Genomic DNA, 16,137 nt, shown 5'->3' on the forward strand with positions numbered 1-16,137 from the left:
GGCCGCTTGGTAACACCTTGTCACGCCGCCCGGGGAACAGGGCGGCGCCGGGGGCGGTCGGAAATCCGGTCTATCCCCTTACAGGAGTACCGACCTTGAACCATGTCCTGATCCTGCTGGCCGCGCTGCTCAGCCTGCCGGCCCTGGCCGCTCAGCAACCCACGCTGTACGGCCGTTACGAGCTGATCGAACTGCCCGAGCTGGGCCAGACCCTCAAGGCCAAGATGGACACCGGCGCCATGACCGCCTCGCTGTCGGCCAAGGACATCCAGCGTTTCGAGCGCGACGGCGAGGACTGGGTGCGCTTTCGCCTGGCGGTGGACGGCGCCGAGCAGCGTGTGCATGAGCATCCGCTGGTGCGCATCGCCGAGATCAAGACGCGCAGCGAGGAGCTGGCCGGCCAGCCGCTGAAGACGGCGGCGGCCTCGCAGCGCCCGGTGATCGAGCTGCCGGTGTGCCTGGGCGAGCAGCAGCGCACCATCGAGGTCAACCTCACCGACCGCAGCACCTTCAACTACCCCCTGCTGATCGGCGCCAGCGCCCTGCGCGATTTCGGCGCGGCGGTGAACCCCGCCGAACGCTACACCCGCGAGCGGCCGCAGTGCTGAACTAGGTTCAGTACGAAAAGTCGTCGAGCGAAGGTCAGGCAAGGCAAAAATCGGTGAGGAAGCGGAGTGTACGAGCTGTACATGAGCATTCCGAACCGATTTTTAACGAAGCATCACCGAGCGCAGGCACTTTTCGTGCAGAACCTAGACTGCGGGCACGGGGCCACGGCCCCTGCCCGCGGTCGCCGAGTGCTCCAGGATGGCGGCCTGTTTCTTGCTTGATGCAGTTTCTTACCTGGCCCGCGAGGGCCCGTGGAACTCGTTGAGGTGTCGCGATGACTGGAGTACTCAAACCGGGTGTGCGGCTGCTGGAGCGGTTCAGCTTCGCGCGCAAGTTTCAGCTGGTGTTTCTGCTGTTCGCCCTGCCGCTGGGCTACGCCCTGTGGGTGATCGGCAGCGACTACCTGGGTCGCCTGCAGGCCATCGACCACGAGCTGGAAGGCGCGCAGGCGCTGCAGTCCATGGCCCTGGTGCAGCGCGAGCTGATCGCCCAGCGCACCCTGCTGGCGCGCTGGAAGGGCACCGATAACGCCGCCGAGGGGCTGCTGCGCCAGCGCGAGGCGCAGCTCGACGAGGCCCTGCAGCAGGCCGCCGTGCCACTGCAAAGTGCGCTGATCGGCGCCCAGGCGCGCGAACATTTCCAGGCGCTGCAGGCCGAACGCCCGGGCATCCAGGCGCAGGCCCTGGCCCCTGTGGCGTTACCGGATGCGCTGGAGCGTTACCAGAAGACCCTGCTGCACCTGCTCGCCCTGCGCGAACAGGTGGCCACCGACAGCGGCCTGATCCTCGATCCGCGCCTGGCCACCTACCTGATGATGGAGCAGCTCACCTACATCCTGCCGCGCCTGCTCGAACAGCTCGGCACCTTCGCCGCCCAGGGCCATGGCGCGGTGGTGTCGCAGCATTTCACCCTGCAGAGCCGGGTGCTGATTCGCGACCTGCGCCGCGGCCTCGACGAGCAGCGCGCGCAGCTGATCAAGGCGCAGAGCACCCTACAGCGCGAGGCGTCGCAGGCCATGCGCCAGCTGGCCGGGCCGTTCGAGGCGGCGCTGGCCGGCTTCGACCAGTTCCTCGCGCAGATCGACCGCGACATGTTCGAGGCCAGCCCCATGGCGCTGACCCCGGAGCAATTCGTGCAGCGCGTCGAGGCCCTGGAGGCGCAGTTGCAGGGGCTGCAGCAGGCGGTCTACGACCAGTTCGCCGCGAGCCTGGGGCAGCATCGCCAGCGCGCGCTGCTGACCATGGTCGAGGTGATCGGCGCCTTCGTCCTGCTCACCCTGCTGGCGCTGTACGTGCTGCTGTGCCTCAACGCCTCGATCCGGCGTAGCACCGCCGGCATCATCGAAGCGGCGGAAAGCCTGCGCGACGGCGACCTGCGCGTGCGCATGCAGGTGCATGGCGCCGACGACCTGGCCTCCATCGCCCAGGCGCTGAACAGCGCCGTGGCGCAGCTGCGCGACTCGCTGCAGGGCGTCGGCCGCGAGAGCCGTCAGCTCGACGACACGGTGCAGCTGCTCGGCGGCCAGGCCCGCGACGCGCTGGATGCGGTGGAGCAGCAGCAGGCGCAGATGAGCCAGATCGCCACCGCCGCCACGCAGATGGCCGCCACCGCGCAGAGCGTGGCGCAGAGCTGCGAGCAGGCCGCGGTGGAGGCGCAGCAGACCCGCGAGGTGGCACTGGGCAGCAACCAGCGCAGCGCCCGCACCAGCGCCAGCATGCGCCAACTCAGCAGCCGTCTGGGCGACAGCGCCGCGGCGCTGCAGCAGCTGCGCGAGCAGACCCAGCAGATCAATCGGGTGGTGGAGGTGATCAAGGGCATCGCCGAGCAGACCAACCTGCTCGCGCTCAACGCGGCGATCGAGGCGGCGCGCGCCGGCGAGGCCGGGCGCGGTTTCGCCGTGGTCGCCGACGAGGTGCGCTCGCTGTCCAAACGCACCCAGGATTCCACCCAGGAAATCGCCCAGACGGTGGACAACCTGCAGCGCGTGGTCGGCCAGTCGGTGAGCCTGATGGAGGAGGCCTGCAGCCAGGCCGACGGCGATATCGGCAGCGTGCTGGCCATGGGCGACGACCTGCAGGCCATAGTCGAGTCGGTGCAGCGGGTCAGCGACCGCCTGGCGCAGATCGCCACCGCCGCCGAACAGCAGGCCGCCACCGCCGACGAGGTCAGCGGCAATATCCAGCAGGTCGACCAGGCCGCCGGCCAGCTGCTCGACGGCGCCCAGGCGGTGAGCAGCGCCGCCGAACAGCTGCGCCGCGGCAGCGAGGGATTGGCGCAGAACACCGGGCGTTTCCAGCTCGGCTAGCGCCGTTGCGCAGAAAACCGCCAACCCGGCGCAGCCCCCGCGGCGCCGGGCCTGGCGGCGAGCATCCCGAGCTTATCCACAGCGCCGTTCCCAGTATCTGTGCATAGCCAGGGCTCCTGAGGGGCGCCGCACGCAGCAGCTGTGACTAACCCTGCGCCACCCTCGCCGTACACAAATCGCACAATCGCCCGCAGCCCCCGGCCAGCACCGCCTGCAGCGCATTACTCCAAGGTTATCAACAACTTGGCCCCCAGCTTCTGTGGGTTTGTGAACGTCCCTGAGGGCGCGATGCGCACCGCTGTGTCGCCTGAATGCTCGGCGCCGCGCAGAAATCAGCCAACCGCCGCAGAACCAGACGCCGCCTGGCCCGGCGCCAACTGCTCCAAGCTTATCCACAGCGCCATCCCCAGTTTCTGTGCATCGATTGCGCCGCCTTGACGGGCTGTTCGGGCTGGCGCAGTCTGCCGGCCGTGACCGCCCCGCCGAGCAGGACGCCCGATGCCGCAGATACTGATAGTCGAAGACGAAGCCGCGATTGCCGACACCCTGGTCTACGCGCTGCAGGCCGAAGGCTTCGCCACCCGCTGGGTGACGCTCGCCGGCGAGGCGCTGGCATTGCTGGAAGACCAGGCCTTCGACCTGGCGATACTCGATGTCGGCCTGCCGGACATCAGCGGCTTCGAGGCCTGCAAGCGGCTGCGGCGCTTCTCCGAGGTGCCGGTGATCTTCCTCACCGCGCGCAGCGAGGAGATCGACCGCGTGGTCGGCCTGGAGATCGGCGCCGACGACTACGTGGTCAAGCCGTTCAGCCCGCGCGAGGTGGCCGCCAGGGTCAAGGCCATCCTCAAACGGGTGGCGCCACGCGCCGCCGCGCCTGTGGATAACGCCGCGACCGGGCCCTTTCGCCTCGACCTGGCGCGCTACCAGATCGCCTTCCACGGCCAGCCCCTGGCCCTGACCCGCCACGAGTTCCGCCTGCTGCAGACCCTGCTCGGCCAGCCGCGGCGGGTATTCTCCCGCGAGCAGTTGCTCGACGCCCTCGGCGTGGCCAGCGAGGCCGGCTACGAGCGCAATATCGACAGCCATATCAAGAGCCTGCGCGCCAAGCTGCGCGCGGTGGCGGCCGCCGCCGAGCCGATCCAGACCCACCGCGGCCTGGGCTACAGCTACGATCCGGAGGGCTGAACCATGCCCTTGGGCGTTCGCATCTTTCTCGTCTATTTCCTCTTCGTCGGCCTGGCCGGCTGGTTCGTGCTGAGCACGGTGATGGACGAGATCCGCCCCGGCGTGCGCCAGAGCACCGAGGAAACCCTGGTCGACACCGCCAACCTGCTGGCCGAGATCCTGCGCGACGAGGTCAAGGCCGGCAGCCTGCAGCACAGCCGCCTGCCCGAGGCGCTGGAGGCCTACGGCCGGCGCCAGCCCGGAGCGAATATCTGGGGCGTGAGCAAGGCCCAGGTCAACCACCGCATCTACGTCACCGACGCCCGGGGCATCGTCCTGCTCGACTCCAGCGGCCAGGCCGTCGGCCAGGACTACTCGCGCTGGAACGACGTGCTGCTGACCCTGCGCGGCGAGTACGGCGCGCGCTCGACCAGGGAAGACCCCAGCGATCCGGATTCCTCGGTGATGTACGTGGCGGCGCCGATCAAGGACGGCGAGCGGATCATCGGCGTGGTCTCGGTGGCCAAGCCCAACCGCAGCCTGCAGCCCTATATCGAGCGCTCGCAGACCCGCCTGGGCTGGCTCGGCGCCGGCCTGATCGGCCTCGGTCTGCTGATTGGCGCGGCGCTGTCCTGGTGGCTCGGCGCCGCGCTGGGCAAGCTGACCCGCTACGCCCAGGCGGTCAGCGAGGGCCGTCGCGCCGAGGCGCCACGGGTGCGCGGCGGCGAGCTGGGCCAGCTGGCCGTGGCGGTGGAGCGCATGCGCACCGAACTGGAGGGCAAGGCCTACGTCGAGCGCTACGTGCACACCCTGACCCACGAGCTGAAGAGCCCGCTGGCGGCCATCCGCGGCGCCGCCGAACTGCTCGATGGCGAGATGCCGGCCGTGCAGCGCCAGCGTTTCGTGGCCAATATCCAGCAGGAAAGCGCGCGCCTGCAGCAACTGATCGAACGCCTGTTGCACCTGGCCCAGGTGGAACAGCGCCAGGGCCTGGAGGAGCGGGTGGCGGTGCCGCTGGCGCCGCTGGTGGACGAACTGCTGCAGGCGCAGCAGGCGCGCATCCTCGCCGCCGACCTGCGGGTCGAGCAGGCCGTGCCGGCGCACCTGAGCCTGCGCGGCGAACGTTTTCTGCTGCGCCAGGCGCTGGCCAACCTGCTCGACAACGCCCTGGACTTCACCCCGCCCGGCGGCACGATCCGCATCAGCGCCGAACGCCAGGGCCAGCGGGTGACGCTGCGCCTGTTCAACCAGGGCCAGGCGATCCCCGACTACGCCCTGGCGCGCCTGACCGAACGCTTCTACTCCCTGCCGCGCCCCGGCAGCGGCCGCAAAAGCACCGGCCTGGGCCTCAACTTCGTCCAGGAAGTGACCGAGCTGCATGGCGGCGAGCTGCACATCGGCAATGTCGAGGGTGGGGTGGAGGTGTGCCTCAGCTTGCCTGGCGCATGAGTTGGAAGATCAAGGCGTCACCCGTAGCCCGGACTGCATCCGGGCCACCAGGCTGGCGTAGGTTAGCGCTGAGCTTGCGAAGCCCAACGGGGAAACTTTCAAGGACATTCGGGGGGCAGACCAAGATTTTCCAGTTGTCGTGGTCTGTCCCTGTTTCCCCAAGTTAGGCTGTTTTCGTCCTGGTGCGCGACTCCCCAGCACTGCGCGACAGGCTGGAACGGCAGTCACTCAGGCCGGTGGATGTGGTATTGAGGGAGAAGTGTCAGAGTATGATTGCGGCGTAAGGCCAACAGAGAAAATTTAGAGGGATCGCTGAGTGACTATATCAACGGGATTCTGGGTTCGTAATTATAAAAGCTTTAAGCAGGTTGGTGGTGGGGTTGGTTGTATTAAATTCGTCAATCTTATTGTTGGGAAAAATAATATCGGTAAATCCAGTTTTGTGGATGTTGTCGACTATTTGGCAGATGGAACAAAGGCTGTGCCAGCCCTAGCGAACTCTCTGACCCTGACGGATAGTTTCTCTGAGAGTGAGCTCCAGTCTGTTTTTCGTAGGAATATCTCGGGCGGTGATTTGTCGGGTAATCATTGGAATAATCATGGTAAGAATTTTGTAGGTGTGAGGGTTGAATGGGACTACAAAGGTACACGGTCACAGGTGTTGCTAAGTAATCTGGTTAACGAGGTTTACTCTCGATACTTAAATCCATTTGTAAGTGGGCGGGCACCGTTTGGTGCGCGGTATTGCTCGATTCGCTTGGCAGCTGATCGTGACCTTGTGCCTGAGAAGGCATCGGATAAACCAGCTATAGATAGTAATGGTGTTGGTGCAACAAATGTAATACAGATGTACATTAATCATGCTGAGCTTGATCGTTCTATAGTCCAGTCAAGGCTTTTGATTGCTTTGAATGAAATATTTTATCCTGATGTTAGATTCGCTGAGATTATTGTTCAATTTCACAAGGATGCCCAAACTTGGGAGGTTTTTTTGACTGAAGAGGGTAAGGAACCCTACCCATTGTCTGCCTCTGGTAGTGGCCTGAAAACTATTCTGCTTACCCTTGTGAATCTAATTGTTAGGCCGGATTTCGAGAGAAAGAGTCTAAAGGATTATATTTTTTCCTTAGAGGAGTTGGAGAATAATTTGCACCCTGCGCTTCAGAGAAACCTATTTGCGTTTCTCTTGAGGTTTGCTCAGGCTAATGGGTGTCATATATTTTTGACTACGCACTCCCAAGTGGCAATCGATCTTTATCATGGGGAGGAAGATGCCCAGATAATTCATGTTCGAAAGGAGGGGGAGGAGGTTGTTGGTCGTGTGCTCGAAGAGTATAGCCATGGGTATGGTGTGTTGGATGATATCGGTGCTAAGGCTAGCGATATATTGCAGGCAAATGGAATAATTTGGATTGAAGGGCCTTCTGATAGGGTTTATCTTAATCGTTTCATTGAGTTGTGGAGCGGAGGGGCGCTCAAGGAAGGACTACATTACCAGTTTGTTTTTTATGGTGGGAGTGTTCTTGCAAATATAGATGCCTCTGTGCCGGATAGTGATCTTGAAGAGGCAATCAGCGCGTTTCGCATAAACCGGAATTTCTTGTTTGTTTGTGATAGTGATAGAAATCATAGTCGGGGAGTGCTGAAGAGTCGCGTCACAAAATTGCTATCTGAGCTTGCAGGCGATGCGTCTAGAGTGTGGGTTACTCGGTGTAAGGAAATCGAGAACTACATTCCTGTCGAAGCTTTCAGTGCGGTTCATGGGAAAGCTGGATTACCACAAATTGGCGAGTATGAGTATATTCAGGAGTATTTGAGGAGGAACGGTATTTCCACGGCGCAAGAGTATACGGGGAAACATCAGAAAGCAGTTCAGTATTCAGAGTACTTCACTATGAAAAATCTGGCCTTTCGCCCTGAGTTAGACAAAGAGATAACAGGCATCGTGGAGACGGTAAGGCGCTGGAATGCTTGACGCCTTTGAGCCATTTCCGCCACGAATATCAGCTGCATGTGAAGCTACGGGAAAGAGGGAAGATTTATTTATAAGGGTAGGCGGTCCGGCTCTGCTCGACAGTGAACGTTAAAAAGGAGAACCCCCCTTCTCCCGACGTTCCACCGCCTACAATACGCCCCCGATCACCCTGGGCCATGCATATGGCTGCACCGAACAAGGAACCCGCCCCTATGGCCTCCCCGGATAAACAGAAAAAGCGCGCCCAGCGGGCCAAAGCCAAGGCCAAGCAGAACCGCGTGGGCAAGCCCAAAGCCAATGTGGTGCATCCGCTGCTGGCCAATCCGCTGATCGACGAGCCGTTCGACGATGTCGCCATCGACCTGAGCACCTTCGACTTCAAGGACATCGAGGAGAACGGTTTCGATCCGGCGGACTTCGACGACCTGTTCCAGGCGATGCGGGTCGGCGAGGGCATCAGCCTGCTGGCGCTGTGTCTGGTGTTCCTGCAGTACCCGGTGCTGGAGCTGGTGGTCGCCGAGGAAGCGGAAGATGCGGCCACCGACTTTATGATGGGTCTGCTGATCGTCTATCGCGGGATCTTCCACGATGAAGACGAGGACGCGGCGGTGGAATGGATCGGCAGCGACGCCTTCCAGACGGCCTACAACGAAGCCTCGCTGATCCTGCAGCAGAAGCACGCTCGCCGCACCCCGGGCAGCCGCGTCTAGCCACGTGGCGAGCGCGGCCTGGCCCTGCGCTTCCCGCCCGTCGAATTACCTGACTGAAACCTTGGCGCGGGGTTTTGTTTCAGCTTTGTATCTACTTATTCGATTGTTTAGATTGTTTATTTGCGCTTTTTTATCAATTCTGTGCGAGTAGCATAGGTTCCGTAGCCACCTTCCAGCCCGCCCCGGAGCCTGACCATGAAAAAGCACATCCTCGCCAGCCTCGTTATCGCCGCCCTGTCTGCCAGTGCCTTCGCCGCGGCGCAGTCTTCCGTTCAATCCGGCGCTGCGCCGCTGGTGGCCGAAGGCGGCGCCGACCGCGTAGGCGTCAATCGCGTCGCCGCCGATGGTGCGGATCGCGTCGGGGCCAATCGTATCGCTGCCGATGGCGCGGACCGTGTCGGCACCAACCGCGTCGCCGCCGATGGTGCGGATCGTGTCGGTGCCAATCGCGTCGCCGCCGATGGCGCGGATCGTGTCGGCGTCAACCGTATCGCCGCCGACGGTGCGGATCGCGTCGGTGCCAATCGCGTTGCCGCCGATGGTGCGGATCGCGTCGGTATCAACCGCATCGCCGCCGATGGCGCCGACCGCGTCGGGGCCAGCCGTATCGGCTGATGTCGCCTCGCTCAGGTTTCGACTGAAGGCGCCCGCTCGGGCGCCTTCGTCGTTTCTGCTGGCAGGCGCATGGCCTCGACCTGCCACCAGCTCGGCAGCAGGTCGCGCACTTGCGGGCGGGCGAAGCGGTCGTCGATCAGGTAGAGCACGCCCTCGTCCTCCGGCGTACGGATCACCCGGCCGGCGGCCTGCACCACCTTCTGCAGGCCGGGGTAGAGGTAGGTGTAGTCGTAGCCGTTGCCGAACAGCGCGTGCATGCGCTGGCGGATCTCCTCGTTGATCGGGTTGACCTGGGCCAGGCCGAGGGTGGCGACGAAGGCGCCGATCAGGCGGTCGCCGGGCAGGTCGACGCCCTCGCCGAACACCCCGCCGAGCACGGCGAAGCCGATGCCGCGGCCGCCCACCTGGAAGCGTTCGAGAAAGCCCTGGCGCGCCGCTTCGTCCATCTGCCGCGACTGCACCCAGACAGGAATCTCGGGATGCTCGCGAGCCAGCAGGTCCAGCACCTGTTGCAGGTACTGGTAGCTGCTGAAGAAGGCCAGGTAGTTACCCGGCCGTTCGCGGTACTGGCGGGCGATCAGCCGGCAGATCGGCGCCAGCGAGGCCTCGCGGTCGCGGTAGCGGGTCGACAGGTTGCGCACCGCGCGCACCTGCAGCTGCGCGGCGGTAAAGGGCGAGGCGACGTCCAGGCACTGGGTCTCCTCCGGCAGGCCGAGCAGGTCGAGGTAGTAGTGGCTGGGGCTGAGGGTGGCGGAGAACAGCGTGGCGCTGTGCGCGTCCTCGAAGCGCGGGCCGAGGAAGGGCGCCGGCAGGACGTTGCGGATGCACAGGGTGGAGTAGCTGCGGCCGTTGCCGGCCTCGACGCGGCTGATGTCGAACAGCGAGTGCGGGCCGAAGCTCTCGGCCAGGCGGCAGAACAGCATGGCGTCGAGGTAGAAGCTGAGCAGCTCGCCGGCGTTGCCCTCGGGCTGGTCGGTGAGCAGATCGGTGATGGCGCTGACCGCCTTGCCCAGCGCGGCCAGCAGCAGGTCCGGCGCCAGCGGATGGACCTGATAGGGCACCTGCTGCTCGCGGTGCAGCTGGTTCCAGTGGCGGTCGACCCGCTCCAGCACGCCTTTCAGTTTGGCCGGCGCGTCGCGGCGCATGGCCTTGAAGCGCGCCTGGTCCAGCTCGGCGCTGTACATGCTGCGGCCGCGTTCGACCAGGTTGTGCGCCTCGTCCACCAGCAGGCAGACGCGCCACTGGTTGACCAGGGTCAGGCTGTGCAGCAGGGCGCCGAGGTCGAAGTAGTAGTTGTAGTCGCCCACCACCACGTCGCTCCAGCGGCACAGCTCCTGGCTCAGGTAGTAGGGGCAGATGCCGTGGGCGAGGGCGATGGCGCGCACCGCCTGCTGATCCAGCCAGCGTTCCTTCAGCGCCGCGCTGCGCGCCGCCGGCAGGCGGTCGTAGAAGCCCTTGGCCAGCGGGCAGGAGTCGCCATGGCAGGCCTTGCTCGGGTGTTCGCAGGCCTTGTCGCGGGCCACGTGTTCCAGCACCCGCAGCGGCGTCTCGGGCTGGCGCAGGCGCTGCAGGGCATCCAGCGCCAGGCGCCGGCCCGGGGTCTTGGCGCTGAGGAAAAACAGGCGGTCGAGCTGCTGGCCGGGCATGGCCTTGAGCTGCGGGAACAGGGTGCCGAGGGTCTTGCCGATGCCGGTGGTGGCCTGCGCCAGCAGGTAATGGCCGTCGCGCGCGGCGCGGTACACGGCCTCGGCCAGTTGCCGCTGGCCATGGCGGAACTCGTCGTAGGGAAAGCGCAGCGTGGTCAGCGCCGCGTCGCGCGCCAGGCGATGGGCCTGCTCCTGGCGCGCCCAGTGGATATAGCGGCGGCATTGCAGTTCGAAGAACTCGCGCAATGCCTCAGCGCTATGGCGCTCGCGAAACACCGTTTCCTTCTGGCTGATGACGTTGAAGTACACCACCGCCAGGTCCAGCTCATCGAGTTCCAGCGCCTGGCACAGCAGCCAGCCGTAGACCTTGACCTGCGCCCAGTGCAGCAGGCGATGGTTGGCCGGGATGCGCGCGACGTCGCCGCGGTGGGTCTTGATCTCCTCCAGCAGGCGAAACTGCGGATCGAAGCCGTCGATGCGGCCGCTGACCCTCAGTTCCTCGAACTCGCCACTTACGGCCAACTCGGACATATAGTCGGGGCCGCGCCGGGCGACCACCGTGGCGTGGCCGGCGATGCCTTCGGCGGCGGTGGGCGAGGGGGTGAAGCGCAGGTCGAGGTCGCCCTCCTTGGCGGTGAACTCGCACAGCTCGCGCACGGCGATGCGCAGGCTCAATCGCTCCACTCCACGTAGCAGACGCTGACCGGCATGCCGTGCTCGGCGCAGAACGCCAGCCAGCGTTTCTGGTTGTCCTGCAGGCGGTCGCCGGGGCCTTTCACCTCGATCATTCGGTAGCGCCGCTCGGCCGGCCAGAACTGGATCAGGTCGGGCATGCCGGCGCGGTTCTCGCGGATGTCGGCGAGCAGGCGACGGAACCAGGCGCCCAGGTGCGCCGGCGGCAGGCAGGCCAGCGCCTGCTCCAGGCGCTCGGCGTCGAGCAGCTCCCAGAACACGAAGGGCGACTGGATGCCGAACTTCTCGGCATGGGTGCGGCGCATGGCCTCGACGTAGCTGCCGTCGTCCAGGCGTGCCAGGCAGGCGGCGAACAGCTCGCTGCGCCGGGCGTGGAAGTCGGCGCGGTGCAGGTCCACCGGGCCGGTATGGAAGGGGTGGAAGAAGGCGCCGGGCAGCGGGGCGAAGATCGCCTCCCAGCAGAGCAGGCCGAACAGCCCGCAGATCAGCGTGTTCTCCACGTAATGCACCGGGGCATCGGGTTCGGCCAGGTATGCGGCCACGGCCAGCTCGACGCTGGCGGCGCGTGGCAGGCGCAGGTCGAGGCGATCCTCGATCGGCTTCGCCGCCTTGGCCGCTGGCGGCAGGCCGAGGCGCCTGCGCAGCCGGGTGCGCGCCCGTTCGGCCAGCTGCGCCTCCTCGCCGTTGTGCGGCGCATGGATGACCCGTTCGGCCAGGGCCAGCGCCTCGGCATCGCGGTCCAGGCGCTCCAGCACGCGGATCTGCCGCTGCCGTGAGCCGAGCGCGGCGGTGTCGCGGTACAGCGCCAACGCCGACTTCAGTTCGCCGGCGCGTTCCAGCTGCTGGGCCAGGCGCAGCAGCAGGCGCTGGTGGCGCTCGCCGATATGCGGGTTGTCGGTGGCAAAATCACCGAGCAGTTGCAGCACCTCGGTTACCGCCATGCCCGCGTCGAAGGCGTCGCGGCAGGCGCGCAGATGCAGGTAGTGGTCCACATCCTGGCGGCTGCGGAAGCCGCGCGAGCCTGGGGTGATCGGCACCTGCTCGTAGCGGAAGATGCCCAGGTCGGCCAGGACGAATTCCGACCAGTCCTGCGCCAGGTTGCCGAAGAACATCAGTCGCAGGCGGTCGCACAGCGGCCCGATGGCCAGGCTCAGCAGACGGTCGTCCAGGCGCGGGCACCAGTCGGCCAGGCTGCGCGGCTCGACATGCCGCTCGCGCAGGTGCTCCAGCAGTTCGCTCTTCTTCAGCACGCCGCCCGGCAGGTCGGCGGCGAAATGCGCGGCCAGCTCGTCCTTGAGCAGCAGGGCGCCGAGCTCGTCGAAGGTCAGCGCGGCGTCGTCGATCAGCCAGCCCTGCGCCAGCAGCGGCGCGGCGGCGGTCGCGATGTCGCCGATCTCGGCGTAGCGCAGTTTGCTCGCGCGAAAGTGCACGCCCTTGCGCATCACCAGGCGTACCAGCAGGGCCTGGGCCGGCAGCGGCAGCTGGATGAAGCTGGCGATGAAGGCCTGCTCGGCCTCGTCCATCAGCTCGCGGTGATGGGCGTCGAGCCAGTCGAGGGCCTTGCGGAAGTTGGCCAGGTAATAGAGTTCGGGGGCGTCGAGGGCGGGCATGGCGCGCTGCTGGGTACTGGTTTTTTGTACAGATACCAGGGTGCGCCCTGTCGCGCAACGGCGGCGGGACGGATGGGCGGCTCCCGCCTATCACTACTATGTCCATGATCGATAAGAAATTTTCCGGGTATCGATGGCGTCGATGGTCGCTATCGAGACATGTCCCTTTTGCCAAATTGGGGCGTGCGTAACATGGGCCCCGTAGCCACTTTCCAGCCCCACCCAGGAGCCCGATCATGAAAAAGCAAATCCTCGCCAGCCTCGTTATTGCCAGCCTGTCCGCCGGTGCGTTCGCCCTGCCGCAGGTCTCCGTCGAGCAGTCCAACGCCCCGGCGGTTGCCGCTGACGGCGCCGACCGCGTAGGCACCAACCGCATCGCCGCCGATGGCTCCGACCGCGTAGGCATCAACCGCATCGCCGCTGACGGCGCCGACCGCGTAGGCACCAACCGCATCGCTGCCGACGGCGCCGACCGCGTAGGCGTCAACCGCATCGCTGCCGACGGGGCCGACCGCGTAGGCGTCAACCGCATCGCCGCCGACGGCGCCGACCGAGTAGGCGTCAACCGCATCGCCGCCGATGGCGCCGACCGCGTAGGCGTCAACCGCATTGCCGCCGATGGTGCCGACCGCGTAGGCGTCAACCGCATCGCTGCCGACGGTGCCGACCGCGTAGGCATCAACCGCATCGCCGCCGACGGCGCCGACCGCGTAGGCATCAACCGCATCGCCGCCGACGGTGCCGACCGCGTAGGCGTCAACCGCATCGCCGCCGATGGCGCCGACCGCGTAGGCATCAACCGCATCGCCTGACCCGCCAACCCTTCTGGCGGGAGCAGTTCGATGCCGCACAGCAGCAGTTAATCAGGGCGCCCGCAATCGGCGCCCTGATGCTTTTCCGCTTTCTCCACGCAATCTCCACGTTCCCCCCATAAAGCCCCCACCTGCGCTGCCCAGACTCTGCCGTACCTTCACTCGCTACGGAGAGCCGCGCCATGAGCCGCACCCTGAGCTTCAAGCTGGGCGCCATCGCCCTGTTGATCCTGCTGTTGCTGATTCCCCTGCTGATGATCGGCGGCCTGGTCGACGAACGTCAGAACCTGCGCCACCAGGTGCTGCAGGACATCGCCCGCAGCTCCAGCTACCGCCAGCAGATCACCGGGCCGATCCTGGTGCTGCCCTACGTCAAGACCACCCACGAATGGAAGACCCACGACAAGACCGGCGAGCGTTACCAGCAGGAGCGCCAGCAGCGCGGGCGCCTGTATTTTCTGCCGGAGCGCTTCGTGCTCGACGGCCAGGTGAGCACCGAGCTGCGCGCGCGCGGCATCTACCAGGCGCGCTTGTACCGCAGCGATAGCCAGGTCAGCGGCCAGTTCCGCCTGCCGCCGCGCCTGGGGCTGGGCGACGAGCTGGGTTTCTATCGCTTCGACAAGCCCTTCCTTTCCGTCGGCATCAGCGATATCCGTGGCATCGGCAACGACCTGCAGCTGCGCCTCAACGGCCAGACCCTGGGCTTCGCCCCGGGCAGCGGCGACGCCAGTTTCGGCGCCGGCGTGCATGCGCCGCTGCCGGCGCTCGACGCGCAGGGCGGGCAGCTGCTGGAGTTCGCCTTCGACCTCAAGCTGCAGGGCACCGAGCAGCTCGCCGTGGTGCCGGTGGGGCGCGACAGCCGGGTCAGCCTGAGTTCCGACTGGCCGCACCCGAGCTTCGTCGGCGAGTACCTGCCGAGCCAGCGCGAGGTGAACGCGCAGGGCTTCAGCGCGCAGTGGCAGACCAGCTTCTTCGCCACCAACCTGGAGGAGGCGCTGGCCGACTGCGTGGGCCGCGAGCAGTGTCACGCGCTGCTCGGCCGCAACTTCGGGGTCAGTTTCGTCGACCCGGTGGACCAGTACCTGAAGACCGACCGCGCGATCAAATACGCGCTGCTGTTCATCGCCCTGACCTTCGCCACCTTCTTCCTCTTCGAGGTGCTCAAACGCCTGGCGGTGCACCCGGTGCAGTACGCCCTGGTGGGCCTGGCGCTGGCGCTGTTCTACCTGCTGCTCCTGTCGCTGTCCGAGCACCTGGCGTTCGCCCTGGCCTATGGCCTGTCCGCCAGTGCCTGCGTCGGCCTGATCGGCTTCTACGTCAGCTTCGTGCTGCACAGCTGGCGGCGTGGCCTGGGCTTTGGCGCCTTGCTGGCGGCGCTGTACGCCATGCTCTACGGCCTGCTCAGCGCCGAGGACCATGCCCTGCTGATGGGCTCGCTGCTGGTGTTCGGTGTGCTCGCCAGCGTCATGGTGCTGACCCGCAAGCTGGACTGGTACGGCGTCGGCCGCACTGCTCCGCACGCCTGAATCCGATCGGCGCGGCGTGGGCCGCGCCCCTTCTCTGGAGCTGATCCCATGCGTCTGTTCATGCAGTTTTCCGCCTGCCTGGCCCTGGGCCTGGTGGTGGCGGTGATGATCCTCATCGGCCTGATGTTCGCCGGCTGGTTCGACCTGATCGACGGCCTGCTGCTGACCGGCAAACCGCTCGCAAGCCTGAGCCTGATGCTGTTGCCCGAGGGCTTCTGGAATGCCCTGACCGGCATGCAGGACGCTACGAACAACGGCACGCTGCGCTCCTTCCTCTCGCTCTGTGCGGCGCTGGGCCAGGTCGGCCTGCTGCTGGCGCTGGGCTTTATGCGCCTGTGGTATCGGCCATGAGCGGGCATATAGGTCTGCGCGAGGAGGCGCGTGCCGGGCATCTGTTGGCGCGGCGTATCGCCGGGTTGTTCGCGCAGGCGCGGCAGGGGCGATTGCGCGGCGAATCTGCACGGGGGGCCAGGGATTACGCAGGTTCTGGATTATTCCCCGGCGGGCCAGCGCAAGCGCGGTTCAGCGATAAAGCTGCTGTCCCGCCTGCGCGGGAATGACGGCTATTTCAGCGTTTCCTTAGACCAAAGTCGTCCCCGTTGATTTTAGGCCGCCGACGCTGGTGCAAGTGCCTGTTAGCTGGGGAAAGACAACTACGCTCGGAACGTCCCCAGGCGGCTAATACCAATGTCTATCTGTCGGTTTGCCGGGGCCTGCTGCTAGTTTGAAGCTGCATCAGAATAACAATAACCGGAGGCGTCTATGACTTCTGAAAAAGCAAATGCCGCGGCCTACTGGAAGGCCAATGTGCGGCTCATCACCTGGAGCCTGGTTGTCTGGGCGCTGGTTTCCTACGGCTTCGCCATGATTCTCCGACCCATGCTCGCGGGCATCATGATCGGCGGCGCTGACCTCGGATTCTGGTTCGCCCAGCAGGGCTCCATTCTCGTATTTATCGGCCTCATTTTTCACTACGCGTGGAGACTGAACAGACTCGATAAAGAATTCGGCGTCGAGGAGTAA

Annotated in this window: 13 protein-coding genes; 11 read left to right on the plus strand and 2 right to left on the minus strand. The window is 65.4% G+C overall.

What is annotated here, in order from left to right:
- Positions 1-95 precede the first annotated feature (95 nt).
- From rloA2 to AC1G9C_RS02375, 7 genes are all read left to right on the plus strand, one after another.
- Positions 96-608, plus strand: coding sequence for a retropepsin-like aspartic peptidase RloA2 (gene rloA2 / locus AC1G9C_RS02345; protein ID WP_480409342.1), 513 nt, complete (start codon positions 96-98; stop codon positions 606-608).
- A gap of 275 nt (positions 609-883) precedes the next feature.
- Positions 884-2,914 (plus strand): methyl-accepting chemotaxis protein, encoded by a 2,031-nt coding sequence (locus AC1G9C_RS02350; protein ID WP_480409343.1) that lies wholly within the window; start codon positions 884-886, stop codon positions 2,912-2,914.
- Between the two features lie 498 nt (positions 2,915-3,412).
- Positions 3,413-4,099: a two-component system response regulator CreB gene (gene creB / locus AC1G9C_RS02355; RefSeq protein ID WP_445582195.1), complete on the plus strand. Its 687-nt coding sequence runs from the start codon at positions 3,413-3,415 to the stop codon at positions 4,097-4,099.
- A gap of 3 nt (positions 4,100-4,102) precedes the next feature.
- A complete protein-coding gene (gene creC, locus AC1G9C_RS02360; protein WP_480409344.1) occupies positions 4,103-5,527 on the plus strand; it encodes a two-component system sensor histidine kinase CreC in 1,425 nt (474 codons plus the stop codon).
- 316 nt (positions 5,528-5,843) lie between these two features.
- Positions 5,844-7,502: an ATP-dependent nuclease gene (locus tag AC1G9C_RS02365; RefSeq protein ID WP_480409345.1), complete on the plus strand. Its 1,659-nt coding sequence runs from the start codon at positions 5,844-5,846 to the stop codon at positions 7,500-7,502.
- Positions 7,503-7,714: 212 nt separating this feature from the next.
- Positions 7,715-8,212 (plus strand): hypothetical protein, encoded by a 498-nt coding sequence (locus AC1G9C_RS02370; protein ID WP_480409346.1) that lies wholly within the window; start codon positions 7,715-7,717, stop codon positions 8,210-8,212.
- Positions 8,213-8,407: 195 nt separating this feature from the next.
- Positions 8,408-8,827, plus strand: a complete 420-nt coding sequence (locus tag AC1G9C_RS02375) for a phage infection protein (protein WP_480409347.1) — start codon at positions 8,408-8,410, stop codon at positions 8,825-8,827.
- A gap of 11 nt (positions 8,828-8,838) precedes the next feature.
- Here the strand turns inward: AC1G9C_RS02375 and AC1G9C_RS02380 are convergent, their stop codons facing one another.
- Together AC1G9C_RS02380 and AC1G9C_RS02385 are read right to left on the minus strand one after the other, a co-directional pair.
- Complete coding sequence (locus tag AC1G9C_RS02380; RefSeq protein ID WP_480409348.1) at positions 8,839-11,148, minus strand: ATP-dependent DNA helicase; 2,310 nt, start codon at positions 11,146-11,148, stop codon at positions 8,839-8,841.
- Positions 11,145-12,776: a VRR-NUC domain-containing protein gene (locus AC1G9C_RS02385; RefSeq protein ID WP_480409349.1), complete on the minus strand. Its 1,632-nt coding sequence runs from the start codon at positions 12,774-12,776 to the stop codon at positions 11,145-11,147. The genes AC1G9C_RS02380 and AC1G9C_RS02385 overlap by 4 nt, the downstream gene beginning before the upstream one ends.
- A 236-nt stretch (positions 12,777-13,012) precedes the next feature.
- On the opposite strand from AC1G9C_RS02385, the gene AC1G9C_RS02390 reads away from it, so the two are divergent.
- The 4 genes from AC1G9C_RS02390 (at position 13,013) to AC1G9C_RS02405 (ending at position 16,137) form a co-directional block, all read left to right on the plus strand.
- Positions 13,013-13,588, plus strand: a complete 576-nt coding sequence (locus AC1G9C_RS02390; RefSeq protein WP_480409350.1) for a phage infection protein — start codon at positions 13,013-13,015, stop codon at positions 13,586-13,588.
- A gap of 182 nt (positions 13,589-13,770) precedes the next feature.
- Positions 13,771-15,114 (plus strand): cell envelope integrity protein CreD, encoded by a 1,344-nt coding sequence (gene creD, locus AC1G9C_RS02395; RefSeq protein WP_480409351.1) that lies wholly within the window; start codon positions 13,771-13,773, stop codon positions 15,112-15,114.
- A 48-nt stretch (positions 15,115-15,162) separates the two neighbouring features.
- Positions 15,163-15,465: a hypothetical protein gene (locus AC1G9C_RS02400; RefSeq protein ID WP_480409352.1), complete on the plus strand. Its 303-nt coding sequence runs from the start codon at positions 15,163-15,165 to the stop codon at positions 15,463-15,465.
- 411 nt (positions 15,466-15,876) lie between these two features.
- Complete coding sequence (locus tag AC1G9C_RS02405; RefSeq protein WP_021442141.1) at positions 15,877-16,137, plus strand: DUF4212 domain-containing protein; 261 nt, start codon at positions 15,877-15,879, stop codon at positions 16,135-16,137.

Source organism: Pseudomonas sp. ABa2, assembly GCF_056676075.1.

What these genes read in the sequence shown, in the direction of transcription:
- AC1G9C_RS02350 (WP_480409343.1), top strand. Translation starts at nt 884, where the DNA reads ATGACTGGAGTACTCAAACCGGGTGTGCGGCTGCTGGAGCGGTTCAGC.
- creB (WP_445582195.1), top strand. Translation starts at nt 3,413, where the DNA reads ATGCCGCAGATACTGATAGTCGAAGACGAAGCCGCGATTGCCGACACC.
- creC (WP_480409344.1), top strand. Translation starts at nt 4,103, where the DNA reads ATGCCCTTGGGCGTTCGCATCTTTCTCGTCTATTTCCTCTTCGTCGGC.
- AC1G9C_RS02370 (WP_480409346.1), top strand. Translation starts at nt 7,715, where the DNA reads ATGGCCTCCCCGGATAAACAGAAAAAGCGCGCCCAGCGGGCCAAAGCC.
- AC1G9C_RS02375 (WP_480409347.1), top strand. Translation starts at nt 8,408, where the DNA reads ATGAAAAAGCACATCCTCGCCAGCCTCGTTATCGCCGCCCTGTCTGCC.
- AC1G9C_RS02385 (WP_480409349.1), bottom strand. Translation starts at nt 12,776, where the DNA reads ATGCCCGCCCTCGACGCCCCCGAACTCTATTACCTGGCCAACTTCCGC.
- AC1G9C_RS02390 (WP_480409350.1), top strand. Translation starts at nt 13,013, where the DNA reads ATGAAAAAGCAAATCCTCGCCAGCCTCGTTATTGCCAGCCTGTCCGCC.
- creD (WP_480409351.1), top strand. Translation starts at nt 13,771, where the DNA reads ATGAGCCGCACCCTGAGCTTCAAGCTGGGCGCCATCGCCCTGTTGATC.
- AC1G9C_RS02400 (WP_480409352.1), top strand. Translation starts at nt 15,163, where the DNA reads ATGCGTCTGTTCATGCAGTTTTCCGCCTGCCTGGCCCTGGGCCTGGTG.
- AC1G9C_RS02405 (WP_021442141.1), top strand. Translation starts at nt 15,877, where the DNA reads ATGACTTCTGAAAAAGCAAATGCCGCGGCCTACTGGAAGGCCAATGTG.